We start from the raw sequence: 24887 nt of genomic DNA, 5'->3' as shown, positions 1-24887 counted from the left end.
ACGCATCCATCTAATTGAAAACATACGAGAAAAAGAAAGGGAACTTGGCAACGTAACGGTGTAACGGTGAAAACCGAATAGCCCCACTGTGGGTGCGCGCGTAAGGAGTATTCCTTTTGACCGTTACACCGTTACTTATAACTCTATCTTTATAAATAGAGTTATTAAAACAAAAGCTTAGCGGCGAAACGCTGAGCGTAACGATAGCGTAACGGTCGGCCTTTGAACGTTACGCTCAGATTTTTTGGCAAATGAGGCAGGGTGATACAATGGGGCACGTAACAATGACATTCGAAACACAGGCCGTCGCAAGCAAACGCCGTCTTTCAATCCAGCAAGCGCTGATCTGGACGTTCAGGGATGAATGCGCGTCCATCGATTTCGATGAGGTTGGAACCGAAACGGGCGCTAATGTTGGGTTGAGTATGGAAGCAAGGATGATCGAACAGGCGCGCCTTGGCTGTCGCGTTGATGGCGGCGGTCGATCTGATCCGCACCCGGATGCGGAATACATTTCTAGTACAGTTTCGGCATTGCCAATATCCGTTGGCGGGAAATGGATGGCTTGCCGGATTGCTGAGTTTGCGCGTGGGAATAGGGTTCCAGATTGGGGGCAAGGTCTAGCCCAGGTGATGTGTCCAGTTGAGATAGCTTTGAATCAACACGGCCAACACGCCAAGACAGCTGTTGCGCATTCATTTGATGCGTGTGGTTGGAGGCCTGAGGAACGGCGCACTCGGAAAGGCAAGATTGTTTTGGAGAATAGTCTTTGCTGCCCTGTGATGCTGCGTCCAACATCTTCGCAAATTGCAGCTTGGAGGCGTGCTTATTTGGATTGGTGGGGTGCGTTGTTAGAATTGGCTTCTTCATTTCGGGGATACATGGCGCTTTCGACGATCGACATCACCGATGCGATGCCGCCGATGACACCGTGGAAAAATAACGCTTGACGAAAATGTGCCTATATTGACATAGTGCCAACAGAATTATTGCGTCCACGGGAAACCGCTGGGCGCTTTTTCGTTTGCGGGGTGCGTTGTGATTTCAATTGATTTGGATTTGCGGGCAGTCGAACGGTCGTTTGATAAGTTGGAGCGTTCGCAGCTCCCCTTCGCGGCATCAATGGCAATCAATCAAGTTCTTGGCGAGATCAAGGATGCTGAACCGAAAGCCCTTGAGAAAGAGTTGGACAATCCAACGCCCTACACAAAGCGCGGCCTGTTCGTTTCCCGTGCCAATAAACGTAAGCTCAATGGCGTCGTTGGGTTCAAGGATAATCAAGCGGCGTATCTTCGGTATGCTGCGGGTGGCGGCAAGCGGTTGCCAGTCGGACGCGCGATTGTTGTTCCCGTCAAACAGCGGTTGAATAAATACGGCAACATGCCCAAGGGCGCATTGTCTCGTGCAAAGCTTCGCGGGGATACCTTTGCTGCCAGCAAGAATGATCCTCGCACTGCCCACTTGGCACCCGGCATTTATAAACGCGGCCTTACAGGAAAGCGGCGCAATGGTGGATCAGGGACAAAAGGAAACAACAGGATCAGCGGTTCGAGTAAGCGTTCGACCCTGACATTGTTGGCCGCGTTCCATTCATCGGCGCAGTATCGCAAGCAGCTCAACTTCGAAAAGCGTGGGGCGCGGCTGGTTGCAAAGAGATTTAGTCCCGTTTTGGCGGAGCAAATGAAGAAATCCATACGATCCGCGCGATAATAGGCGTTTGGGTCCTTCCCAGCCCTGATTTACATGCGGGTAATTCGCGCCCCGCGCTGTTTGCGTGTTTTCAAAAATAAAATCGTACAGATTAAGGTTGATGTTGTTGTTTGCGGCGGAGGCGCGGAATTGAGGTGCTTATGTCTTATCCCGAAAATATGAACGGTGATCGCACGACACTGGCGGAACCGCTTCTCAATAGATCGCAGATTGCTTCGATTTTTGACGTTTCGGAAAACACGATCGACAAGTGGCGGCAAAAAGGCATGCCAGTTGAGACTGAGGGTGGCAATGGTCGCGCGTACGAGTTTCTCTTCACCGATTGCAAAGCGTGGCGTGATGGTGAAATAGCCCGTGATGCGGCGGACAAATCCGCTGCTGACAAATTTGTCGCCCAACAGCGCATGGAATTTCTGGGCGTTAAGGTCGAAGATCGTCAGTACGGAATGACGCCGGCACAAATGCGTGACCTGTCCCAAGCAGAATTCCTTTGGATGAAAGCCGCAAGCGAGAGGCGGGCGTTGGTGCGAGTTGATGAGGTTTCTGACCTCATGGGCGAAATCTTTGTGCAGATCCGCGAGGGGTTGGATGGCTTCCCCGATTGGCTTGAGCGTGAGTTTTCTTTGGATGGCGATCAGGTGGAAATCGCGGTGGCTTATTGCGATCAGGTTTTGAAAAAAATGCAGGAGCAAATTGAATCGGCTCATTTGGTTGAGGGGGTTGAGGTTCCGCCTGTTGGGAGGTTGATTTAATGGTTGAGCTTCCCGCGCGGAAATTGGGCCAAGAGTTCACGCTCGGGCCTCTTCCGTCTTATACTTCAGCACAAGACATTCTGCGCACGTCGATTTCCTCACTCGCTCCTACGTCGCGCCAGCCCGTTTCCGAAGCGGCGCAAGAATATATGAAGGTGAATGCCAATGGTCGCTGGGTAGATTTTGATCCGTCGACCACGCCCTATGCGGTTGAGCCTGCAAATATGCTCAGTTCGCGCCGGTATCGTGAATGGATTTTGGCTGGCCCTGCGCGTGCAGGGAAAACAGTGATCCTTTTGCAGGGAGTTGCACATGGAATTGTTTGCGACCCTGGGGTGACGCATATCGTGCAAATGACAGATCGCGCGGCAGAGCTTTGGGTCGATGAAGAACTAACACCGATGATTGAAAACAGTCCGGCCTTGGCAAAACGTCAAGGCATGGGTGTTTCGGATCGGAATAAGATTTCTAAAAAGTTCATTGGCGGTGCCAAACTGACGATCGGTGTGCCAACGGTCTCCGGGCTTGCAAACCGCACGATCCGGTCCATCTACTTGACGGATTATGATCGGTTCAAGCTTTCTGTCGGCGGAGAAGGGGCTCCGTTTTATGTGGCGGCCAAGCGCACGGAGATTGCAAAATCGCGCGGCATGGCTGCGGCGGAGTCAAGCCCAGGACATGAGATCATGGATCCGGACTGGACGCCAAAAACGATCCATGAAGCTCCGCCCTGTGCGGGGATTTTGGACCTCTACAATGGCGGAACGCGGGGGCGCTGGTATTGGGATTGTTTGGATTGTGGCGAGGCCTATGAACCGCGGTTTGACTTGCTGCAATACGACAAGAAAGCCTCTCCCTTTGATGCGGGAGAGCAAGCGGAAATGAAATGTCCGCATTGCAAGGCGCTCTTGGGTTTTAGGCATCGCAATGAGGTGAACCGCAAAGGCTATTGGTTGCACGAAACAGCCGAGGGTGGGGTGGCGCGAATTGAGAGCGGCGACGTGCTGCGCTCGATGCGCGTTTCTTATTGGCTCAACGGCACGGCAGCGGCATTTACCACTTGGTCGCGGTTGGTGGAGAAATACGAAACCGCTTTGCGTGCGTTTAAGAAAACCGCCGACGATGAGGCTCTGAAAGTGACGATCAACACCGATCAGGGTTTGCCGTATCTATCGCGGGTTGCTTTGGATCAGGATCATTTGACTGAATCGGGGTTGAAGGCCAAGGCGCGGGTTTATCCGCAAGGGGTTGTGCCGTCCTGGGGCCGCTTTGTGGTTACGACTGTTGACGTTCAAAAGGGGAAATTTGTTGTTCAGGTCATGGCCTTTGGTGTCGATGGACAGCGTATCCCGATTGATCGCTTCGATTTGCATACTCCACCAGCGGATGCGCCTCGGTCCGGGGAGCGCACCTTAGATCCTGCAAGTTACCTTGAGGATTGGGAAGTGTTGCGTGAGCTGCTGACGCGGGCCTATCCGGTTGAGGGGGAAGAGTATGCCCTCAACGCGATGGCGGTTTGCTGTGACTTTCACGGCGAGCCGGGTGTTTCGGATAATGCCACCAAGTTTTGGCAGAAACGGCGATCAGAAGGTGAGGCGCAGCGCTTTTACATGGTGCGCGGTCACGGTGGATCAAAAACGGCGGATCGCGTTTGGTATAGCGCTCCGACCCGCAAGAGCGACGGCAAGAAGGCGCGAGATATTAAGTTGCTCAACATCGCAACGGATAAGCTCAAGACAACAGTTTATGCGGCCCTCAATCGTCCCGATGGCGGACCCGGCTCGCAGCTTGTGCCGGCATGGATGGCCCAAGAGCACGTCTTGGAATTTACCGCTGAGCAATTGACCAAAACAGGGTGGAAGAAGCGCCCCAATATGCTGCGCAATGAGGCTTTTGACTTGAGTGGATACGCGCAAGCCTATGCGGAATTTAAAGGCCTCAATCGACTGCGCCCGGATGCTTTGCCCTCATGGGCGGCGCATGGACTAACGAATGATTTTGCCGTGCCTCTTGAGGTCGCTGGTGAAGAGACGCCGATCAAGGCCAGTGCGCCGCCGATGCGCCGCAGAAAAATCAAATATTTGGAGTGATCTTATGGCGCTTTTCACGCAAGCGGATTTGCAAAATATTACTAAGGCGATTGCGAGCGGCGTTTTGACCGCAACGATCCATGGCGAAGCGGTTCAATATCGCAATCTCGCGGAGATGATCAAAATCAAAAATATGATTGAAGCGGATCTTGCTCCGGCGGGGTCCACAAGGCTTGGGTTTTCAACGCCTGTAGCTGGGCGGGGCGTATAATATGAAACATTTTTCTTCTGCGAATATGCTGGATCGTGCGGTTCTGGCCGTCTCTCCACAAAAAGGTTTGAGCCGGATTTCGGCGCGTTCAAAAGCGCGGATACTGATGAATTTCGATGCGGCCAGCAATGGGCCACGTCTGCGCAACTTCAAATCACCGGGCACGGATGCTGATGCCGCGTCGTCGGGTGGACGTCGCAAAATCCGCAATCGCTCGCGGGATCTTATTCGCAACGCGCCCTTTGCTACCCGTGCGCAATCGGTGGTGGTCAATAATGTGGTCGGTCGCGGCGTAATCCCGAAGGTTGCGGCGGAAAATGATGCGGATCAAAAGGCGGCGTCAGAAGCTATCCTTGGGCATCTGACGTCTAAAGATTTCGACAAATACGGTGATTGCAATATTTTCTCCCAACAGCGGCTTGTTATGGGCGGCGTGTTTGAAAGTGGCGAGATCCTCGCTGTACGTTATGATCGCCCGTCAACCTCGCGCCTTAAATTGCCCTTCCAAGTGGCGATACTTGAGATTGATTATCTGGATGATCGCTTGCAGGCATATGGTGGCAATGAAGTTGTTGATGGGATTGAATACGACGAAGAAGGTGTGGCGATTTTCTATCACATCTACCGCCAGCACCCTGGGTCTTTCTGGCGCCGCTTAACGATCAAGTCGGATCGGATTCCTGCGGATCGCGTTTTGCATATTCGCCGTCTTGATCGCGCCGGACAGAAGCGTGGTGTGCCTTGGCTCGCGCCAGTGATGCTCACGCTTGGCGAGATGCGCGACTATCAAGAAGCACAGATACTCAAACAAAAAATATCTGCGTTGTTTGCGGGTGTTGTGACTTTGCCGGATGACCAAAAGTTAGATGCCGACGAAAAAAAGGATTTTCTTTCCGGCATTGAGCCGGGATCTTTCTCGGTTCTAGAGCATGGTCAAACTGTCGATTTTAGCGATCCGCCAAAGGTCGATGATTATGATGCGGTTATGCGGCTGGGGCTGATGGCCGTGGCGATGGGCATAGGCATTACCTACGAAAGCATTTCGGGCGATCTATCGCGTGTGAATTTTTCCAGCATGCGGGCGGGTCGTTTGGAAATGGATGCCAACGTGGTGAGTTGGCAAACCCAAGTCATCCTCGATCAATATTGTGAAGGCGTGGCGCGATGGGCGCTCAATGCGTATCGGCTCCAATCATTAGGTAAAAGCGCAAGTCTTTCTTGGACGCCACAAGCGCGGCCTCTTGTCGATCCCAACAAAGAAATACCGTCGATGCTTAAGAGCGTCGAGGGTGGTCTGAAAAGCCGTGAGAGCTATCAGCGAGCCTGTGGTGACGATCCTGATCAAGTCCATCAAGAGCGCTTGGCGGATGCTGCGCGCGATGCGGAGGTTGCTCGGGCGACCGCTGTTGTTCCCGAAAACAAAGAAGGAAAAGTTAAATGAGCCGTCCAAATTTGATTACGAATGGAGCGATTCACCTCTTCGGAACGGTGATGAAGGACTCGTGGATTTACGACGACGACACGGGCTATTTCAGCTCTTTGATGTTGATCGACGCCCTCTCAAACTTCGCAGGCGATGTGACCGTGATGGTCAATTGTCAGGGCGGCGATCCTGAGGAAGGGGAAGCCATCCGCGCGGCGCTAATGGCGCATCCTGGCAAGGTCACTGTGAAAATTGCAGGTGCGGCACATTCGGCGGCTTCCCTGATGATCATGGGGGCTGATGATATCGAAATGTCAGCGGGTTCCACGATGCTGATCCACGATCCATCGGCGGATACTTACGGCAATGCTGCCGAGCTGTTGGGGGTTGTTGAGGCTCTCAATGCCTTGGCTGATGTTTACGCGTCTGTTTATGCCGCGCGCACAGGCAAGACCGCCGAAGAAATGCGCGCGATCATGGTGCAAGGTGTCACATTTACCGCCCAAACCGCCCTTGAGGCCGGATTGATTGACCGCATCACAGGCCTTGAAACTGTCGCGGCGGAGATGAAAGCCCCCGAAAAAACCGTCCATGAAGCGGCGATGGCGCTTTCCATGTCCGCTTTTGAGGCCGTTCTTTCTGCGAAACGCAAATTCGACTTGGCGGGTGGCGATGCTGCCGCGCCAGAACCAAACGGCGAAGCTGTTAACCCTGGGACCACAGAGGCCCTCAATTCCGGAGAACTTTCTATGACTAAACCAAATGGAGCTGCGCCAGTTGTTGTCGCACCAATTGCTGCACCTGACGTGCAGGCGATCACAATGCAGGCGCAAAAAGACGAGCGCGCTCGCGTTAAATCTATCCGCGAAATGTCCGCCCCTTTTGCTGCCGTAATGGCTGCGGGTGTGATTGATGGTCTGATTGATGATGGCTCAAGCGTTGATGACGCGCGGGTTGTGATCATGGATGCCGCTGCCCTTGCTCAACGTTCCGCCCCACGCGCGGTTATCACTCGCGACGAAGGCGACACAAAGATTGAGGGTATCGTGGGGGCTCTTATGCATGCGGCCGCACCTGCACGCCACAAGCTCGAAGGGCCTTCAATGGAGTTCCGCGGCATGCGGCTCAAATCGCTCGCGATGCATCTTGGCGGCACGACCGTAGGATTTAACCAAACGGATATGGTTAAGTCGGGCATGCGATCGGTTGCAATGACTGGCGGCGCGCATGGCGTTTCCGATTTCAGTTATCTCACGGCGCAAGTGATGAATCGCCTTCTGCGCTCCCAATATGATTTGGCGGCCCATACATGGCGCCAGCTTTCTCGCCAGCGTTCGGCTTCGGATTTCCGCAGCTTGTATTCGGTGAGCATGGGCACGGATCTCGCTCTTAAGCCTGTGGGCGAAAATGGCGAATATAAATCTGGTACGATCACTGATGAAGCCTCGGGCCTCAAGGTCACAAAATATGGCCGCGATATTAACCTGACGTTTGAAGCCATTATCAATGATGATATGGGGGCATTTGATCGTTTGCCAGGTGAGTTCGCGCGGAATGCGTCAAATCTTGAGGCTTCGATCATGTGGGAATTGATCCGCTCCAACGCGGTGATGGCGGATACTATTGCCCTTTTCCATGCGGATCACGGCAACTTGGCCGGTGCTGCCGCAATTAGTGCGGCCTCGGTTGGGGCCGGTCGCAAAGCGATGTTCGAGCAACGCGCCCCAGGGTCAACTGACAAAGATGATTTTGTACAAGTCATTCCGGATCTTCTATTCGTTCCGCCTGCGCTTGAAATCACGGCCTTGCAGTTCACAGCCCCAATCACCGCTGCGAAAAACGCCGATTCAAACCCTTACTCCAGCACGGTTACACCCGTCACTGAGCCCCGCCTTGGGGTTGCAGCTGGTGGCTCTGATAGCCGTTGGTATTTGTTCTCAAGTGCTTTGCCTCCTTTGGAGCACGCCTTCCTTGATGGCTATGAGGCGCCCACGATTACGACAAAAGAGGGGATGAACCCCGATGGCGTCAATATGGTCGCCCGCCATATCTTCGGCGGCGCGCCTGTCGACTTCCGTGGCGCATACCGCAACGGCTAATTCGACCTTGAAATACTGAGCAAAGGGGGCGCTTTTGAGTGCCCCTTTTGCGTTACCCCTTCGAAACTCTTTCCTCTAACAAAAGGCAAAATGATGAAAAATTATGTTCAAGCGGGGAACTCGATTTCCCTGACGGCCGCCGCCGCCGCCGCTTCTGGTGCTGGCGTTCTTGTTGGCTCCCTGTTTGGTGTCGCAAATAATGCCGCCGCCATTGGTGAGACAGTCACCCTCGTACGCAAGGGCGTGTTCACACTGCCCAAGGTTTCTGCTCAGGCATGGACTGTTGGCGTGAAAATCTATTGGGATGACTCGGCAAAGCTTTGCACCACAGTTGTAAGCACCAATAAACTTGTTGGCTGTGCTGTTGCTGTGGCTGCGGATCCGTCCGGCGAAGGCACGGTTCTGCTTGATGGCGCTGCGCGCTAAGGATGGCTCAAGGGCCGTTCTCTGGGATCGCCGGAGCGCTTACGGGCGTTTTTGGCGGTTCCGTTCAAGTCTCATTTATCGCAGGCGATACGCGCGAGATTGAGGCGATTTTTCGCAACTCTCCGACGCGCGTAGATACGCCTGGCGGGGTGCAAATCCTGACAAGCGAGCCAACTTTGCGCGCGCATCTGAGTGATGCAATCTTACTCACTGAGGGCGACCTGATCGACCCAGACGATGGTTTCTCTTACAGATTTCTATCGTATGAAAAGCCCGAGAGCCCAGCGGATGATCCCTTGGTTTGGTGCATTATCGAGGTGGCGGAATGAGTGCAACCCATGTGAATAAGCACGTTCGAAAACTGTTTGAAGCGGCTTTACTGGCGTCTCCTGCGACGATCTTGATAGGTGTGGACACGGTTCCTGTGGCGTTGCTGGACCGCGCACCGGCGGGTCTAAAAATCCCTGAGGACAAGTTGCCCGCGATCTATGTCTATGCCTCCGGAGAGCAGGTTCGGTCTGACGGACTGCAAACACACGAACGCAACTTGCAAATTGATGTGATCCTTTTAGCACGTGATGGTGTGGATCCGCGCGATCAATTGGATGATCTACAATTGCTGGTGGAAACGCGTATTTTGGCGGCCTCCGATCTGAATGCTCTTTGTCTCTCCGTCGATCTCTTGGGGGCATCTTTGGCCTCAGATCAGGGCCGCGTCATTTTTGGAGCCCGCACGCTTTCTTATGCTGTGGTGTTCCACGTCACGGCTTCCGATCCTTCGGTTTAGACCACCAGAAATCTCTCATAATTATTCTGATTTTTCCTGAGGCTCTCGGCCTTTGGTTTCGCGGGGTTGCGGTTTTCGCGACCTTTCATCTTCCTTAAAATGAAATGGAAAATAAAATGGCTTTCACAGTTGCAGGATCCGGCATGGGTTCGATCTTCTCTCTCGGCGACGGTATCCAAGGTGGATCAATCACCTATACCGATGTCGGCGAAGTGACCAACATCGACCCACCTTCTATCGGCTGGAATACAGACGACGCTACACATTTGCTTTCGACTAATAAGTTTGAAGAGGCAATAAAAACGACGATGACGTCGAGCGATGCCGGATTTGGGTTTAACTATGTGGCTTCGGCGAGTGACGTTCTTGTTGCGGCCGCCGTCCAAGGTGACGGTGACTTCCAATTGACCTACCCGAACGGCGTTAAGTTGCAATTTTCAGGCATCATTACTGAATTTAAGCCCGGCGCGCCTTCGACGGGCAAAATGGCGGGATCGATCACGATCAAGCCCACAAGCCTGCCAGTCTTCGTCGCGGCCTAAGAATATCGGCCCTGCAAATGTGGGGCCGATATCTTTCAATCCTTCTTCAAAATCTCAAAATAAGGGCCGAAAATCATGGCTAATTCTAAGCGCGGTATGATCGCGGTGAAATTCAAAGGCAAAGATTTTAATCTCGCCCTAACCACGAGCGCCATTTGTGCACTTGAGGATGAGGTTGATCAGTCTATCAACGAAATTCTGGCTCGTTTTCAAAATACAGACAAGCTTCGGATGAAAGAGATTTCCTCTTTATTTCGCGTGATGATGCTGAAAGAAAAGCCTGACGCAACTTTCGACGATGCCTGTGCGTTGGTGGACGAAATGCGTGGCAATCATCACGCCATCATGCTTTCGGCGGTTCAGGCTGCCTTTCCAGATCCAGTCAAGGGTGATCAGCCGGAAAAGTAGACGCGCCACGGCCTTGGGATTGGGCGGGGTTGCATCAAGATTTTATCAGCTACGGATTTTGTCCCACGCTGTTTTGGGAAATGACACCGCGCGAAGTCGTGCGGTGTTTTGATGCCGCGCGGGATCGTACCCGTTTGCAGTATGAGGCAAGCCTTTGGCAGGCATGGCACGCGGCGTATTTGGCGCGTGTGAAGGATTTCCCCGAATTCTCCGACCTTCTGCGCCCACGTAAAAAAGAACCCCAAGATGCTGCGGCGCAAACGTTAGCACTCAATCAACTATTTTTGGCCCTGGGCGGCAAGCCTGCGGATCTGGAAAAGATGAAGAAGGATCAACCCGATGAATGACCGGAATGTAAGCAATTTGCGGATTGGCTTGGGTGTGGATCCGAGGGAGATGAAAGCAGGATTGGCACGTGCGCAGCGGCATTTAAAGAGCTTCGCAGGCTTCGCCAAAAATATGGGTATTCTGAGCGCAGCGGCCTTTGGTGGTGCGGCGATTGGCTTGAGCGTGATGGCGAAAGCTGGCCTCGCGAATGTGGACGCACAGGCAAAAATGGCGCGATCTTTGGATGGATCGATTGACGGTCTGCGCGCTTTGCAGATCGCGGGTGAAGATGCTGGCGTGAGTGCCGAAGCTGTTGGCGCGGCGATGCAGAAAATGGGGGCGCGGCTGTCGGAGGCGGCGCGTGAAGGGAAGGGGCCTGCCCATGAAATGTTGCAAACCTTGGGGCTTGATGCGGAAAAGATGCTTGAACTGGACATCGATGAGCGTCTTGGTTTGATTGCCGATCGCGCAAAGAGTTTGGGGTTTTCAGCGGCACAAACCAGTGACGCCCTGAAAGAATTTGGGATCACTAATAAGGAAATGTCTTTGCTCGTTGTCCAGGGCGGCGATGCGATCCGTGCGGCGCGACAAGAGGTTGCCGATTATGGCATGTCTGTTGACGCTGTGAGTGCGGGCGCTGTTGAGCGTGCAAATGATGCCATGTCGCGGATGTCCATGGTTATGGAGGGTTTTCGCACGCAGCTCGCGGTTGCAGTCGCCCCTGCTCTTGAGGCGGCGGCGTTACAGTTTCGCGAGTTGGCGGCCTCGGGTGGTCCTTTGCAGGTCGCAGCAGGTGAAATCGCGGAGGCGTTTGGTGAATTGCTAGAAACTCTGGCTGATCCAGCATTTGTTGAAGCGGCGACGACATTTGGTGTCACGATTTTGCAGGCCGTGAGTGGGTTGGCGGACGTGATTACGTTCTTGGCGGATAACGCGGAAATCGCGGGGGCGGCGATGGTGGCTTTGGGCGGCGCGATGTTGTTCTTTTCGGGGCCGATTGGCCTTGCTATTGCGGCGGTCGCGGGCGGGTTGTTTTTGCTTTCCTCGGCTTTTGGCGATGCGGAAACGAGCGCCTCTGACGCGGATTTAGCGAGTGCGGAACTTGCTAAAACATTGGCAATTTTCACGAATACCAGTGCCCCGTTAGCGGGAAAAGCCGCAATTGATTTAGCCAACAACAATCGAATACTGGCGCAATCGGCCTACGAAGCGGCGGAGGCCGAACTTGCAAAAATAACATCTATGAACGCGGCCGCCGAAGCGCGGTTGAAAGAAGGCGGCGGCGTTATGCCCTTCGCAACGGCGGCGGGCTTAGATCTTGAAAATGAGGCGGCGGCGGCGTTATCCGCTCGGGCGGATGAATTGCGCCGCGCGAAGGCTGAATTGGAAAATGCTTTTAAAGTTGTTTCGGGTGGCCTGGTGGATCCTTCGGGCGTACTTGCCGCCCCTGGCCCTATTGTTGTCGAAGTGGAAACGCCGGATCCTGATATTCTCGCCGGCCAGCTTGATGCGCTTTTAGCGCGGATGGATCCGGCAATTGCAAAAACCAAGCAATACGACGCGGCGCTTGCCACCTTAAACGCTTCTTTGAACGCGGGCATAATTACGCAGGCGGAATACAACGCGCATATTGCAACATTGGATGCAAGTTTGAAAAGCGTGCCTACGGCGGCGGCGGCGGCGGTTGTGGGTGTTCAGGCTTTGCGCAAGGGCACGCTGGATGTGGCCGAGGAATCAAACGCGGTAAAGGATTCTTTCAAATCGCTCTTTGTCGCGATCGGGGATGGATCCCAAACCGCCGGCCAGGCTTTGGCGGGGTTGCTTGATAAATTAAATGATCTTTTGCTAAATTCTATGGCCGACAGTCTTTTGGGGAGTGATTTTGTCACGGGGATCTTTGACTCGATTGGCTTGAGCAAAAACGCGAACGGTAACGCTTTTGCCAATGGGCGGATCACGGCTTTTGCAAGTGGCGGGGTAGTCAATGGCCCGACATTTTTCCCCATGAATGGCCCAAAGACGGGTTTGATGGGGGAAGCCGGCCCCGAGGCGATTATGCCCCTCACGCGGATCGGCGGGAAGCTTGGCGTGCGCGCCGCCCCGGGAGGCGGCGGCGGAAACTCAAGTGTCAGCATTCATGTTGATGTAACCGGCGCGCGCGGCAACGCGGAAATTCAAGAAATGGTTTCCTCGGGTGTCAGCGCTGGCCTGCGCCAATATGACAGCCAAGTTTTGCCAAAGCGCGTGAACCAAATTTCAACGGATCCAAGGGGGATCGGCTAATGGCGATCACGTTTCCAATTTCATTGGCTAGTTTTTTTGATGGCCTGCGCGTGCGCTCTCGGGTGTTTAGCCTTGGCGAGGCTGTGGAAGTGAGCGAAACGGGCGGCGGCGAAGTATTGACCGCTGATTATGGCCCCCGGCTTTGGGGTGGCTCTATTGAGATTGTGCGGGCGGACGCCTCTATCCTGGCGCAGGCGATGGCGATGGCCGAAGTTTTGCGCGAGGCGGGGGGCAGTTTTTATATTTACGATAAGGCGCAACCCTTCCCCGCCGCCGATCTTGCCGGGGAGATTCTTGGCGCAACGGTGCCGACACTCTCGGCGATTGCCGCAAATAGAAAACAGATTTCATTGGCGGGGCTTCCCGCCGGTTATGTGGTTTCTGCGGGCGACAAACTCAGCTTTTCCTATGATGGCGGCCGGCGCGCTTTGCATAAGGTGATTGTCGGCGGCATGGCTACGGCGCTCGGCGCTCTGGCGTCTATCGAGGTGCGCCCGCATGTGCGGCCAGATGCGACGCTTGCTGTTGCTGTGAGCCTCGCAAAGCCCGCCTGTAAGGCGGTGCTGTTGCCGGGGTCTTATCAGGATGGATCGCGAGATTTAAGCCTCTCGGGCACGCCCTCCTTTTCTTGGGTGCAAACTTTAAGGTGATCTAATGCAATTTAATTCCGAAGCGATTACGCTTTTTAACTCGGGGCGGGGCATTGTCGCGCGCTGGTTGTTCTGGGTTGAGCCTAAGAACAGATCTACCGGCGCGATTGAAACGCTTGGCTTATGGACGGGCGAATATGATCGCACGTTTACAATCAACGGGCTTTCACGGTCTTACAGTGGCGCGGCGGGGCTGGTTGGTCAGTCTGACCCGACATATGAAACGGGCCTTGATGTGCGCACGCATACGGTGTCGCTTGGGCCTCTTTCGCCCGAGGTTGAGCAGCTTTTGCGCGGCTATGATACACGACTTGCGGCCGCTGAAATTCATCTTGCGATATTTGACCCGGATACGCTGGCGCTTGTTGATGTGGTGCGCACGTTTAAAGGCAGTTTTGACAGCGCGCCGATTACGACGCCAGAAGTCGGCGGCACGGCCACGGCAACAGCGGGGCTTGTGAGCGCGGCCCGGAATGGCACGCGCGGCCTTTCGCTCAAGAAGTCAAACGCGGCCCAAGAGTTGCGCGGCGGCGATCAATTTCGAAAATATGCGGATGTTTCGGGGAGTGTCCCTGTTTGGTGGGGCGGCGGTTAAAGCGCGCCCTATCCGACCGCGACCAGGCCCCGATTTTAGCCGTTAGCAGGGATCATAAAATGATTATTAGAAAACCAAATTGGCGCGCGGAATTGTTCGCCTATATCGCCTCTGCACGCGGCAAGAAGTTTCGGGCGGGGCGCAACGATTGCGCTTTGTTCTCGGCGGGGGCGGTCCATGCCATGACGGGCTTTGACCCTGCGCGGGGCTTGCGCAAGTATTCCTCGCTTAAGGGCGGGTGGGCGATGCTCTCTGAAATGGGCTTTGCCGATCATGTCGAATACGCGGCCAGCCTTTTCCCTGAAATTCCAGTTTTGCAAGCGTCGGTGGGTGACTTGGCTGTGATCAAGGGCGCGGATGATTTCGCAATCGGTGTTGTGCAAGGCCCGTCGATTTTTGTTCTCACACGGCAAGGCATGGGGGTGATCCCCCTCACACAAGCGGCAAAGGCTTTTCGCGTATGAAACTTTTACTCCCCATTGTTCTCGCAGTTATTTTCTGCGCCGCCCCCGCGCATGCCGGGCCGCTCCCCGCACTTATTGGGGCGGCTTTTACCGCCATTCAGGCTTCGACCATTGGGGCGTTTATTCTCAAAACTGTGGCAAGCATTGCCTTGTCTCGGATCGCGCAGGCTTTGCGCGGCAAGCCGCGCGCGCCGGGAATTAAAACCCAACACACGACCACGGGCGGGGTGCAGCCGCAAAGCTTTATTCTCGGGATTTACGCAACGGGCGGCAATCATATCGCCCCGCCGATGTCCCATGGCCAACATTTGGATTATTTAACCTATGTTATCGACGTGGGCGATGCGCCGAGCGGTGGCGTTAGCAGTATAGTGATTGATGGCGGCGCGGCGGCCTTTGGCGGCACGGCGCACGCGGATTATGGCCTTCCTGAAAATGGGAAATATGCGGGATCCCTTTGGCTAAAATCCTATGATGGAAGCCAAACGGCCGCCGACCCGGGGCTGATTAGAAACTATGGCGGCGCAAGCGAGCGGCCTTGGACTGCGGACATGATCGGCACAGGGATCCCTTATGTTATTATCACCGCGCGGCGGAATAATAACCTATTTCGTGGCGAACCCCAAATTCGCTGCATTGTTGAAGGTCTTAAGCTTTATGACCCGCGCAAGGATGGGTCGATGGGCGGCGTGGGTGCGCACCGTTTTGACACGCCTTCGACGTGGGAATTTACCCAAAATCCGCAAGTGATGATTTACAACATTCTGCGCGGGATTACCTTGCCGGATGGTTCAATTTGGGGCGTTCAAGCCGAGGCGCGGGATCTGGATCTTGCGACCTGGGCGGCGCGTATGAATGTTTGCGATGTGCTTGTGCGTGATGGGGATGGCCTTGATCATCCGCAATATATCGCGGGCATGGAAATCAGCGTGGATGAACAGCCGCTTGATGTGATCGATGAGATTTCAAAATCTTGCGGCGGCATGGTTGCCGAACTTGGCGGCGAATGGGTTTCGCAGGTCGGGGCGGTTGACGCCCCCCTTATGTCGATTTCCGACGAAGAAATATTACGCTCAAAGCCGCAAAGCCTGGACCCTTACCCGGGTCTTGCGGCGACATTCAACGGGGTTACGGCAACATTTCCTTCCCCCGAGGCCCTTTGGGAAAGCCGCGATGCCCCTGCGCGGTTTGATGCCGCTTGGGAAGCCTTAGACGGTGGCCGCCGCTTGGTCGCCGGCCTGAACTTGCACAATGTTCCGGCCCCTTGGCAGGTTCAACGGTTGATGAAATCCTATATTGAGGACGAGCGGCGTTTTCGTCGCCATACGATCACGCTTGGGCCTTGGGCTTTGCCTTTGGCCCCTTTATCTTCGATCTCTTGGACTTCGGCCCGCAACGGATACGACGAAAAGACGTTTGAAATTGGGTCGATGGTGATTAACCCCAAATCGCTCAATGTGACGCTTGAGCTGCGCGAGCGCGACCCGGGGGATTACGACTGGACCCCTTCGGATGAATTGGGCTTTGTGGATCCGTCGCCTGAAATTGAACCGCCGAGCGTTTTGGCTGTTGATGGGTTTGCAGCGCTTGGCGTAACCGTGCCTTATGGCTCGCAAGGCCGTGAACGCCCAGCTTTGCAGCTTACTTGGGATTCGGTGCCTTCGATCATCGATAATATTTCTTATATTGTGCGGGTAAAATCTAACGCTGAAATCGTTGCCCAGGGCAGTTTTTCCGATATTGACGCGGGAAGCCTCTATATCGCCGAGGGCATTATTGGCGGTATAGAATATGAGGCGCGCGTGCGGCCGATTAGTAACCGTCTGACCGCCTGGAGCGGTTGGGTTGCCGTGACCTCGCCTGATATCCGTCTCGGATATGTCGATCTAGCCCCTGCAATTGAAGCGGAAATCACCGCCGCGCAGGCCCAGGCTGATGCCGTTGCCCAAGGCGTAGTTACTCTACAAGGTGAGGTTACGGCGGTTCAGGACAATCTCGCCACGCAAATTGCAGCGAGTGATTTAGAGTTTGGAACGGTGAATTCTGAACTTGCCGCGACTGGGATTCTTGCCCAGGCCGCCGTTGCCGGGGGTGGTCTTATCACGGACCCATTCTTTGCAACCTTCGATGAATCTGAACCTGACGATTGGGAAAAGACGGGAGATATTGACCCTGTAGGCACCACAAATGAGGTGTTCCCACTTGGTAAAACTCTTACCGTGACAACCCTTCTAGGAGAGGATGGGGGAACCTACCTCAAGCACTCTGCAAGCGGCTGGACGGGCGGTATTGACCATGATGGGTATGTCGTTGAACTTACTTTTGAGGTGGCGGCTGGCGACCCTCAAAGTGCGGGGATGCGCTTATCGTGGATCGAACTTTCTTTTAAAAGCCATTATGTCAGCCTTCAAGACGCAAATAACGGCGTGGCGATCGAAGTTGGAAGGCTCTACACGGTCGCCTTTATTGTGGTTCGTCCCACAAGTGTCGGCAACCCTGTTACTGATATGGGGCTTTATCTCTACGGGAGTAAAGACAACTTTGGGGATGGTCTTAACCAGCCTAACACAACGAAATTCCACAGGTGCGCCATTCGGCCAGCCACTCCCGAAGAACTCGGCGGCGGGATTATTAACGCGGCGATTACGGCGGCGGTTAACACGGAAACACTTGCGCGGGTTAGTTCAGAAGCCGCTCTCGCAAATGCGACGCAAACCGTTCAAAGCAACCTTGATGATACTAACGCAACGGTATCCAGCCAAGCCACGACTTTAGCCGCGGTGGATGGTTTTGCCCAAGCTTCGGCGGGCCTCACAGTCACAACAAACGGCGGGAATATCGCGGGGTTTATCGCCACGTCCTTTTCCAACCCAAATGGATCGGGCGGATCCTTGCTTGAATTGCTTGGGTCGGTTGTGAAAGCGGGAACGATTGCCGCCAATAAACTGAGTGTCGGTTTCAACACCAACAGAATTGTGAACAGCAATTTCTTGGACGGTCTGACAAACTGGTTTTCTTGGGGTGGTGGGACTGCCCACTCGACAGGCTCCTATCAGGTTCGTGCGGCTGGTTTAAGTTATGCAGGGAAACTCTATCCAACATTTCAAATATCTTGCGGATCGGCGGGTCTTGACGGGTATCAAGTTTTCGAAAACAAGCCAGTAACATCGGCTGCGGGAATGGTTTCTTTTGGGATGCCAGTTTCCGCAGGTGATTGGGTTGAAGCATCTGCAAAATTATCAACGCATAGGTGTCGCCGCGTCATTCGTATTCGCTGGCGCGATTCTGATAACGTTTATCTTTCGGACTCTACGGTAGAAGATTTAAGCACAACAGGAATAATAGGGGGCGACTCCAACCCCGCCGACTGGCCTAAATATGGCGGTAAAGCGCAAGCGCCAGCTGACGCTGCTTATGCAACTTGGCAAATTATCAAATATGAAAATCTTGCGGGCACCTCAAGCTACGTCTTCGTCCATGAGCCAGTGCTATGTTTGACAACAGCCGACGCCACAGAACTGACAACATACAGTCCAGACGGAACCACGCTAATATCAGGCGGGGCAATCATTGCCGAAACGATCTATGCGTCCAATTTGAATACAGTTGATTTCGCCGCGACGGGCCTTTCTATGTTCGGTGGCGCTCTGAAAAGTACCAACTTCAACGGGGCGATTTCTGGCGACAATATCACAGGCGTCGGCACAACAGGGTGGGCGCTCGCTAAAAATGGCGAAATGATCCTAAATAATCTTGTGGTTCGAAATAGCATTGTCGGAGGCGCGGTTTCTAAAGGTGAAGATATGTTGGCATATATTAACAGCCCTGCGCACATAAGCTCTTTTGGCTCTCAGGTCGGCGCGACTGTTTCCTCTGGTGCGATGGGATCAAACGAACTTTGGATCATCGCTTTGCGCGGCGAATATCGGCACCAGAAATCGTTTTACGGGTCATACAATAGCGGCAATAACACAACTCCTTATTCAACTTATCGATCACAGCTAGAATTGTGGCAGCGGGAAAGATCAGTCGGCGGGTCTTGGGGTGGGTGGTACAAAAAAACGAACGGTGTCGATTCATCATCGACAACCGCTTGGTCAGTCTTTGAGCACTCTTATACGGTTATGGGAAAGGGGCTTGAGATGCAGTTTAAGTTGGTTTTTGGGTATGCTGGCGTCGATTCATCCGCTCCCCAATCTGGTGACCAATCTGGCTCTCCAGACGTCACCTATACTTGCATCCGAAACCTTGGACTTTCTGCAAAGGCGGTGGTGAAATGATTTTTGCGAAAATTGACCAAGTGTCGGGATGCGTTCTTAGTGCGCGTTTCACGAGTTACCCCTACACTCAAGCCGAATTGATTGAGGCTGGGCTTGTTGAGGTTGAAGGCTACTCGCTCGAATACCTTTCAACAGCCTACTTCGACGGTGCCGCCTTTGTGCCGCGACCTGAAACCCCTGAATTGGTGAAAGGGGCGGGCGGGTATTCAATGGAAAACCTGCCCGAGGGCACCGTGTTCACCGTCACAGATTTAAGCGACGGGGAGGCAATTTACACGACAACCTCAACTCCAGAAAATCACGCGGTTGAGTTTTCTTTGCCCGATGCGGGCCGGTATCAAATCGCGTTTGAAACGGCTGGCCTTTACATGGATCGGACTTACATTTTGGAGGTAAACAGTGCTTGAAATTAAAAGAACGGTTGTAAGCAAAGCGGCGCAAAAGGCCGCCGAAAATCGTGAAATTATGGACGCAATAAATTTGGAACGGGATCGGCGCATAAATCTTGGATTTGATTTCGCGGGCCAACATTTTCAAAGCGACCCCAAAAGCCTGTTGAATATTTCAGGGGCCGGGGCTTCGGCGGGCATTGCCTATATTTCTGGAAAACAAGCGGGCGATTATCGCTGGCACGGTGGCGATAGTGATTTTGCGTGGACGGTTGGCGACAACACGTCTTTTGTTATGGATGCGCAAACGACTTTCGCCATGTCGCAAGCGGCGATGGCGCATGTTGATTGGTTTATGAAGTCTAGCCGCGCCTTGAAGGATTTGGACCCGATCCCCCCTGACTTCGTAGACGATCAATACTGGTGAGCGCCCCGCGCGCCTTGCGGCCAATATAGCCTTCCCTTCCCCCTAAAAATTTAATGAGTCTTTTGCCCCGCCTGCGGGGGAAATTGTGACGAAAAAAGGATCTGCGATTTGGAACAATTCAGCGAAACGGAACGCGCGACCCTGGCCTCTGTGGCCGACATGTTTGCCGTAAAAAAGGACCGCGACGATTTTCGGGAATTGGTGCGCAGCGGCGCGACGGTGCGCGAAATGGTCCTGGCCTACCGCACGCAAAAACGCATGATTTCAACCCTTAAGGCGGTGGCCTCTTTGATCGCGGTCCTCGGGGCCGCCTATGCCGCCCTCAAGCAATTCGGTGTTTTCCCAAAATTATAATTTGAAAATTTGAAAGGTAAAAAAAATGAAACTAATACTAGGATGGCAGAAAGTTTTAACCGGGGCGTGGTCTTCGGTCTTGGCGATTATCGGCGCTTTGGCGATGGCGGCCGGCGCGGCGTGGGAATATTTCGCGCCCGAGGATCTCGGCTTGGAAAATTGGCAATATTTGGCGATCGCGTCTTTGCTTTCGGCGGGGGTGTCTGGTGCGCGGGTGACCCAGCAAGATGCCCTTGCCAAAAAGGTGGCGGAATATTTGAGCGCTACCGGCGGGGCGATCAAGCGGCGCGGCGTGGGGATCCTTGCAGCCAGTGCGGTGGCTTTGGCGAGTGCGGTGGGCTTTGTCGGCGGTTGGGAAGGCAAAGAGAACCAAGCCTATTGGGACAGCATCGGCAAGGTTTGGACGGTGTGTCATGGCGAAACGCGCGGTGTGGGGCAGGGGGATTACTACACCGATGCGCAATGCGCGGAGATGCTGGCCGAGGGGCTCCTTGAATTCGAGCGCCAGCTTGATCGCTGTTTGGCGTCGCCGGTGGAAATCCCCGTGAACACAAAGATCGCGATGATGGCCTGGTCTTGGAATGTGGGTGTCGGTGCTGCCTGTCGCTCCACACTGGTGCGTAAAGTGAACGCGGGCGATCTGCTGGGGGCCTGCCATGAATTGCCGCGCTGGAACAGGGCGGGTGGCAAGGTGATCCGTGGCTTGAGCAACCGGCGTGGGGCCGAACGCAAGCTGTGCCTCTCTGGGCTGGGGTGATGCGTCTTCCAAATCCTTGGTTCATTCTGGCCGTTTTGGCGGCGCTCAGTGGCATCTATGGGCTTGGGCGGGGCCATGGTGCAAAGGCGGCAATGCAGGACGTGCAGGCGGCGACACAGCGCAAAAACCTTGAGTTGTTCAACCTTGCCGAAAAAACATCCCGCATCGCCGCCGAACTCAACAGGGAACGCGCTGCGCGTGCAGCGCTTCAGGAGGATTTTGAATATGCAGCCATTGAAGCAATGGGGGCCGATCGCTGCGCTGTTGATGCTGACAGCGTGCAGCGGATCCGCGCCCTCTGGGATGCGCGCCCCTAGGCCTGATGCCGAGCTGCTCGCGCCCTGTGAAAAACCACGGCTCGCACCAGGTGCAAAGAGCCAAGCTCAAATGGAAATCGCGGTAGGGCGAATTGGCAATGATTTGATCACTTGCGCCGATCGGCATGGGGCGCTGGCGCAGTGGGCGATCGAGCATACTGCAATTGTTGGTCCTCGATAGAGCGACCGCAAAACGAGATACCCTCGCCTACGGGCGGGGGCGCTCGGTGTATCAGCACCGAACACCACGCGGCAAATATTCAAACCAACCGCGCCGACAATCCGATTAGAATATCGTCGCCCGACTCTCGCGAGAGCGCGCGACCTATATTTGAGAATCAATCATGAACACAATGACTAAGGTGCCCGCAGCTGCCCCTCGGCCAATTCCACTTGAAGCGCCTGTAATGAGTGCTTTCGTGGCCATTTCCTCGTTACCCTTCATCGATTCCTGACTTTCGAACTTTAGCACACAGTTCAACGGGCAGGATTAAAGAGAGAATACAATGAGCAGCAGGGATGAATTATTCTGGGAAAATCATCACTTCATCGCCGGTATTTCCGACCGTAAACGCGACAAATTTTGCGCCCTCGGTTGAGCTGACGTTATTGGCCACCATGTTCAGGTTTGGAATTTCATACGCCGCCTCGCCTGGAAGAAGTGTCAGCGCGTCAAGACCGTCAGCTTCAATCATGATCGAACCTTCGATCATATAGACGAATATGTGGCCAGGATGGAAGTGACGGTCGATAGTCCAGCCAGGGCCTACTTCGAATAATACAACATTCGACTCTTTACCGGCGATGTCCTCGAGCGGCATATTCAACAGCCCTGTTGTCACCATTTCGCCAGTTTCCAGTGCCGAGCTTTGAGTTCCGACAAATGAGAAAGCTGCCACGGTCGCGATTAATACTAAATGCTTACGTTTCATCATATTTCCCTCGTTTTATGGAATCATTGATTATTTTAACGTTATACCCACCTACGCTTTAAAGAGACTAAGACCATCGATCGATTTAAAGACACTAAGACCATCGATTATAGCGCAAAGCTCAGTAAAAGTCAAATATTCCAATCTGGTGAAGCTAAAGTGCTGTCAACGCCGGAGCTACAGAGTGCCTCAGACAGCATCAGGTTGGACTATCGGATACCGACCCTATCTTCCCCCCCTATGCTCAACCCAGAGGCAATGACAAAGCCTCCGCCATGCTCATGAAGCGGCTCCGCACAGTCATCCCAGACAAGAAGATCACCATGCACTCGCTGCGACACCGCATAAAGGACAAGCTGCGCAACTCTGGCTGTCCTGAAAGCCTCTCCATGGAAATCCTTGGACATGCCCAGGGCAGTGTCGCGGCCAACTATGGCTCAGGCTATGCTATCGACGTCATGCGGGAGGCGTTGGTGAAGGTTTGGTGGGAGTGTTGCTAAGTTGGGTGGGGGCAGCTACCGGCCCTTAGCGGTCCTTGACGTAAATTGCGACTAACGGCAGGTTAGAGCCATCTTTACCGCGTTTCTGCTTCGCGGCTATTGTCTGCTATCACGGTGGAGGCAAAAATGTTCAATATCCTCTCAGGTTTTGAACGGGGTCTGTGGAAGTATCAAACTACATCTTTTGCGGACGTGCCAAGAGGAGCCTTTGTTGAAATCGGTTTAGCGGAACATTTGACCAAACAACGTCATGAACTCGGGACGATTTGTTTGCCATGAGGTATTTGCAAACACCCCACAGACACGTTCTCTTACGGCATCAGGTGAACTTTGGCTTCGCTGCTCAATATATTCGAGCATCCTCTTTACTGTCGTTTTGGCCGCCTTCCTCTGTTCTGGGCCCGTCAAAGTGATGTCATATCCTGCAATAACAGGACCTATTATAATCTGATTGTCAGAAAACCTACGACGTAAGGCTTGTTCAAATGCAGCTTGATTTTCGTTGATGAAGGTCATCAATCCAACTTCTGGAGTGAAGGGCAAGTAGCTAATACTTCCATCAAGGCGTTGGAACTTTTCTAGTTGGGCATGATTGTTGTGAGTCCTCCACTGGACAAGGGTTTCAGTTCTGACGTCATCGTCTAATACTGCAATTTGCACCACATGCTGAGGCATGACCGAGCGATTTCTTTCGAGAAATGAAATCACCTCCTTAAAACCTCCCACAGGAACAGCCTTTACAGTGGGACGTTGAGTAGGGTCATTAAACTGCTCATCTGCGAACATCTCAAAGAATGCTGTTAGAGAATCACGCGCGAACGTGTCTTCCACATACAATAATATATCTGGAAGCGTCTCTTCGTCTGAAGCTATATTGCCAAGCGCGTAGGTAGGAAAACAGCCATAGATAGGTTTGACCTCGCCGTTATCTTGTTTTTCCAGATAAATTATTCTCTTCCGATTAACTGACTTCAAGAGCGTTACTGAATGGGTCGAAAAAATGATTGTTAGCGACTTGTTGCGAGCTTCTTCTTCCAGGTATCTCAGCAGGTTGACTTGAGCTCTAGGGTGCAAGGCCATCTCAAGCTCGTCCACAATTATCATGCTGTTGTTTGCAACATTCGTCAAAAGGCGCAACAACTTGAGAACACATAGCTCGCCTAGACTGAAGTGCTTCTCAGAATGGTAGGTCTTGGGAGTAGTATCCAGAGCCAGAACGAAAGCATCATTACCCGCTCCACGCGATAGGTTAATTGATCGTAGCTTTAAGAATTTAGTGGTTTCAAATATTCTATTTGCAGCGGCTTTGATACCATTATCAGCGCCGCGAATATGCTGAGTATCAAAATCTTCTGGTCTCGGCGTAAAACGCTCTGCTGAAGCCCCAATATATGTTACCGATGGGTAACCAAAACTCCCAAAAAGATTGGCGTTTTTTCTTGGTCTAGGTGTCCAGCGCTCACCCCTGTAAGCATACTCAACTGTCTCACCGTTGATCTCGTAAGTTATCGTTCCGTCTGAGTGATTGTCCAACCGTTCTGATCGAAGTGAAACTGGAAAATGAATCGGGAATGCGTTGGAGTGCCCAATACGTCGAAGACACGCTAACAAAGACGTTTTCCCCGAACCGTTGCTTCCAGTCAGTAGCGTTACTCCCCGATCTGGAATTTTGAAATGTAATCTATTTAAATTTCTCAGGTTTTGAATATTGATCGTGCCAGTCATGTGAAATCCTAAAGTGCGGCTTAATCTGAAATCTATTGCCCCTAACCATTACAGGAGCACACCCTTCGCGCAAGTAAGCCCCTAACGAAAAGGACCGTTTGTTGAACGCACTCAAAAGCTGCCATTGGCGCAGCCGCAGCGAACGGCAGCTCTCCGCCCTTAGTGTCGAATGCTGCGGTCGCATAAAGGTCTCGAGCCTAACTCAAGCATAGTTGTCGCGAACGGCCCAAACCGGTCGCTCGACAACCAGCTAGAATGCTGCGCTTGCAGCCCGCAGTGCGGACATTCACAACGCTCGCGAAACACGGCGGGAACTCGTTGTTAAATGTTGCCGTCTTTTGAGAAGGCCGCAACAAAGCGGGAGATCAGTCTTTGTCACTGGTCGGCCGGTTATTATCCCGCTAGGGTTGATCGCAACACTCCAGTGGTTTCAATTAAA

At 53.4% G+C, this 24887-nt stretch carries 26 protein-coding genes; 24 read left to right on the top strand and 2 right to left on the bottom strand.

From position 1 onward, the window contains the following. The first annotated feature begins 284 nt into the window (after positions 1-284). From AB9F27_RS12645 to AB9F27_RS12535, 23 genes are all read left to right on the top strand, one after another. Entirely contained in the window at positions 285-950 is a 666-nt protein-coding gene (locus tag AB9F27_RS12645) for a hypothetical protein (RefSeq protein WP_369757773.1), read from the top strand. Positions 951-1038: 88 nt separating this feature from the next. After that, positions 1039-1710, top strand: a complete 672-nt coding sequence (locus AB9F27_RS12640) for a hypothetical protein (RefSeq protein ID WP_369757772.1) — start codon at positions 1039-1041, stop codon at positions 1708-1710. Positions 1711-1850: 140 nt separating this feature from the next. Further along, positions 1851-2462: a DUF1441 family protein gene (locus AB9F27_RS12635; RefSeq protein WP_369757771.1), complete on the top strand. Its 612-nt coding sequence runs from the start codon at positions 1851-1853 to the stop codon at positions 2460-2462. Further along, entirely contained in the window at positions 2462-4552 is a 2091-nt protein-coding gene (locus AB9F27_RS12630) for a phage terminase large subunit family protein (RefSeq protein WP_369757770.1), read from the top strand. Before AB9F27_RS12635 ends, AB9F27_RS12630 begins: the two co-directional genes overlap by 1 nt. Before the next feature lie 4 nt (positions 4553-4556). Then, the gene (locus tag AB9F27_RS12625; RefSeq protein ID WP_369757769.1) at positions 4557-4763 is read left to right on the top strand and encodes a phage head-tail joining protein; all 207 of its coding nucleotides are present in this window, start codon (positions 4557-4559) and stop codon (positions 4761-4763) included. 1 nt (position 4764) lies between these two features. Next, a complete protein-coding gene (locus AB9F27_RS12620) occupies positions 4765-6204 on the top strand; it encodes a phage portal protein (protein WP_369757768.1) in 1440 nt (479 codons plus the stop codon). Continuing rightward, positions 6201-8285 (top strand): ATP-dependent Clp protease proteolytic subunit, encoded by a 2085-nt coding sequence (locus AB9F27_RS12615; protein WP_369757767.1) that lies wholly within the window; start codon positions 6201-6203, stop codon positions 8283-8285. Before AB9F27_RS12620 ends, AB9F27_RS12615 begins: the two co-directional genes overlap by 4 nt. A gap of 93 nt (positions 8286-8378) precedes the next feature. Further along, on the top strand, positions 8379-8711 hold the full coding sequence (locus AB9F27_RS12610; protein WP_369757766.1) for a DUF2190 family protein: 333 nt from the start codon (positions 8379-8381) through the stop codon (positions 8709-8711). A 2-nt stretch (positions 8712-8713) separates the two neighbouring features. Beyond that, positions 8714-9040: a hypothetical protein gene (locus AB9F27_RS12605; protein WP_369757765.1), complete on the top strand. Its 327-nt coding sequence runs from the start codon at positions 8714-8716 to the stop codon at positions 9038-9040. Next, a complete protein-coding gene (locus AB9F27_RS12600; RefSeq protein WP_369757764.1) occupies positions 9037-9498 on the top strand; it encodes a hypothetical protein in 462 nt (153 codons plus the stop codon). Before AB9F27_RS12605 ends, AB9F27_RS12600 begins: the two co-directional genes overlap by 4 nt. 116 nt (positions 9499-9614) lie before the next feature. Then, a complete protein-coding gene (locus tag AB9F27_RS12595; RefSeq protein WP_369757763.1) occupies positions 9615-10040 on the top strand; it encodes a phage tail tube protein in 426 nt (141 codons plus the stop codon). A 96-nt stretch (positions 10041-10136) separates the two neighbouring features. Next, positions 10137-10448 (top strand): GTA-gp10 family protein, encoded by a 312-nt coding sequence (locus AB9F27_RS12590; protein ID WP_369757762.1) that lies wholly within the window; start codon positions 10137-10139, stop codon positions 10446-10448. Positions 10449-10477: 29 nt separating this feature from the next. Then, the gene (locus tag AB9F27_RS12585) at positions 10478-10795 is read left to right on the top strand and encodes a hypothetical protein (protein WP_369757761.1); all 318 of its coding nucleotides are present in this window, start codon (positions 10478-10480) and stop codon (positions 10793-10795) included. Then, a complete protein-coding gene (locus AB9F27_RS12580) occupies positions 10788-13058 on the top strand; it encodes a hypothetical protein (RefSeq protein WP_369757760.1) in 2271 nt (756 codons plus the stop codon). Before AB9F27_RS12585 ends, AB9F27_RS12580 begins: the two co-directional genes overlap by 8 nt. Then, entirely contained in the window at positions 13058-13708 is a 651-nt protein-coding gene (locus tag AB9F27_RS12575; RefSeq protein WP_369757759.1) for a hypothetical protein, read from the top strand. The genes AB9F27_RS12580 and AB9F27_RS12575 overlap by 1 nt, the downstream gene beginning before the upstream one ends. A gap of 4 nt (positions 13709-13712) precedes the next feature. Next, the gene (locus AB9F27_RS12570; protein ID WP_369757758.1) at positions 13713-14303 is read left to right on the top strand and encodes a hypothetical protein; all 591 of its coding nucleotides are present in this window, start codon (positions 13713-13715) and stop codon (positions 14301-14303) included. A 59-nt stretch (positions 14304-14362) separates the two neighbouring features. Further along, positions 14363-14767, top strand: a complete 405-nt coding sequence (locus tag AB9F27_RS12565) for a DUF6950 family protein (protein ID WP_335585111.1) — start codon at positions 14363-14365, stop codon at positions 14765-14767. Beyond that, positions 14764-19047: a hypothetical protein gene (locus AB9F27_RS12560; RefSeq protein WP_369757757.1), complete on the top strand. Its 4284-nt coding sequence runs from the start codon at positions 14764-14766 to the stop codon at positions 19045-19047. Before AB9F27_RS12565 ends, AB9F27_RS12560 begins: the two co-directional genes overlap by 4 nt. Then, positions 19044-19454 carry a hypothetical protein gene (locus tag AB9F27_RS12555; protein ID WP_369757756.1) on the top strand — a complete coding sequence of 137 codons (411 nt, stop codon included), beginning with the start codon at positions 19044-19046 and terminating at the stop codon, positions 19452-19454. The genes AB9F27_RS12560 and AB9F27_RS12555 overlap by 4 nt, the downstream gene beginning before the upstream one ends. After that, the gene (locus AB9F27_RS12550; RefSeq protein ID WP_369757755.1) at positions 19447-19863 is read left to right on the top strand and encodes a DUF4376 domain-containing protein; all 417 of its coding nucleotides are present in this window, start codon (positions 19447-19449) and stop codon (positions 19861-19863) included. Before AB9F27_RS12555 ends, AB9F27_RS12550 begins: the two co-directional genes overlap by 8 nt. A gap of 108 nt (positions 19864-19971) precedes the next feature. Further along, entirely contained in the window at positions 19972-20217 is a 246-nt protein-coding gene (locus AB9F27_RS12545; RefSeq protein WP_369757754.1) for a hypothetical protein, read from the top strand. Positions 20218-20242: 25 nt separating this feature from the next. Beyond that, the gene (locus AB9F27_RS12540) at positions 20243-20974 is read left to right on the top strand and encodes a lysozyme (RefSeq protein WP_369757753.1); all 732 of its coding nucleotides are present in this window, start codon (positions 20243-20245) and stop codon (positions 20972-20974) included. Continuing rightward, positions 20974-21291 (top strand): hypothetical protein, encoded by a 318-nt coding sequence (locus AB9F27_RS12535; RefSeq protein ID WP_369757752.1) that lies wholly within the window; start codon positions 20974-20976, stop codon positions 21289-21291. The genes AB9F27_RS12540 and AB9F27_RS12535 overlap by 1 nt, the downstream gene beginning before the upstream one ends. Positions 21292-21815: 524 nt before the next feature. Here AB9F27_RS12535 and AB9F27_RS12530 read toward each other — a convergent pair. Beyond that, positions 21816-22226 (bottom strand): hypothetical protein, encoded by a 411-nt coding sequence (locus tag AB9F27_RS12530; RefSeq protein ID WP_369757751.1) that lies wholly within the window; start codon positions 22224-22226, stop codon positions 21816-21818. Between the two features lie 320 nt (positions 22227-22546). Here AB9F27_RS12530 and AB9F27_RS12525 point away from each other — a divergent pair, with 320 nt between their 5' ends. After that, positions 22547-22723, top strand: a complete 177-nt coding sequence (locus tag AB9F27_RS12525) for a hypothetical protein (RefSeq protein ID WP_369757750.1) — start codon at positions 22547-22549, stop codon at positions 22721-22723. 222 nt (positions 22724-22945) lie between these two features. Here AB9F27_RS12525 and AB9F27_RS12520 read toward each other — a convergent pair whose 3' ends face one another. After that, the gene (locus AB9F27_RS12520) at positions 22946-24448 is read right to left on the bottom strand and encodes an AAA family ATPase (RefSeq protein ID WP_369757749.1); all 1503 of its coding nucleotides are present in this window, start codon (positions 24446-24448) and stop codon (positions 22946-22948) included. Between the last annotated feature and the right edge of the window lie 439 nt (positions 24449-24887).

Origin of the sequence: Falsihalocynthiibacter sp. CO-5D18 (assembly GCF_041205445.1) — a bacterium.
GTDB classification, from domain to species: Bacteria; Pseudomonadota; Alphaproteobacteria; order Rhodobacterales; family Rhodobacteraceae; genus Falsihalocynthiibacter; species Falsihalocynthiibacter arcticus.
This window is presented reverse-complemented; position numbering and strand designations above follow the sequence as displayed.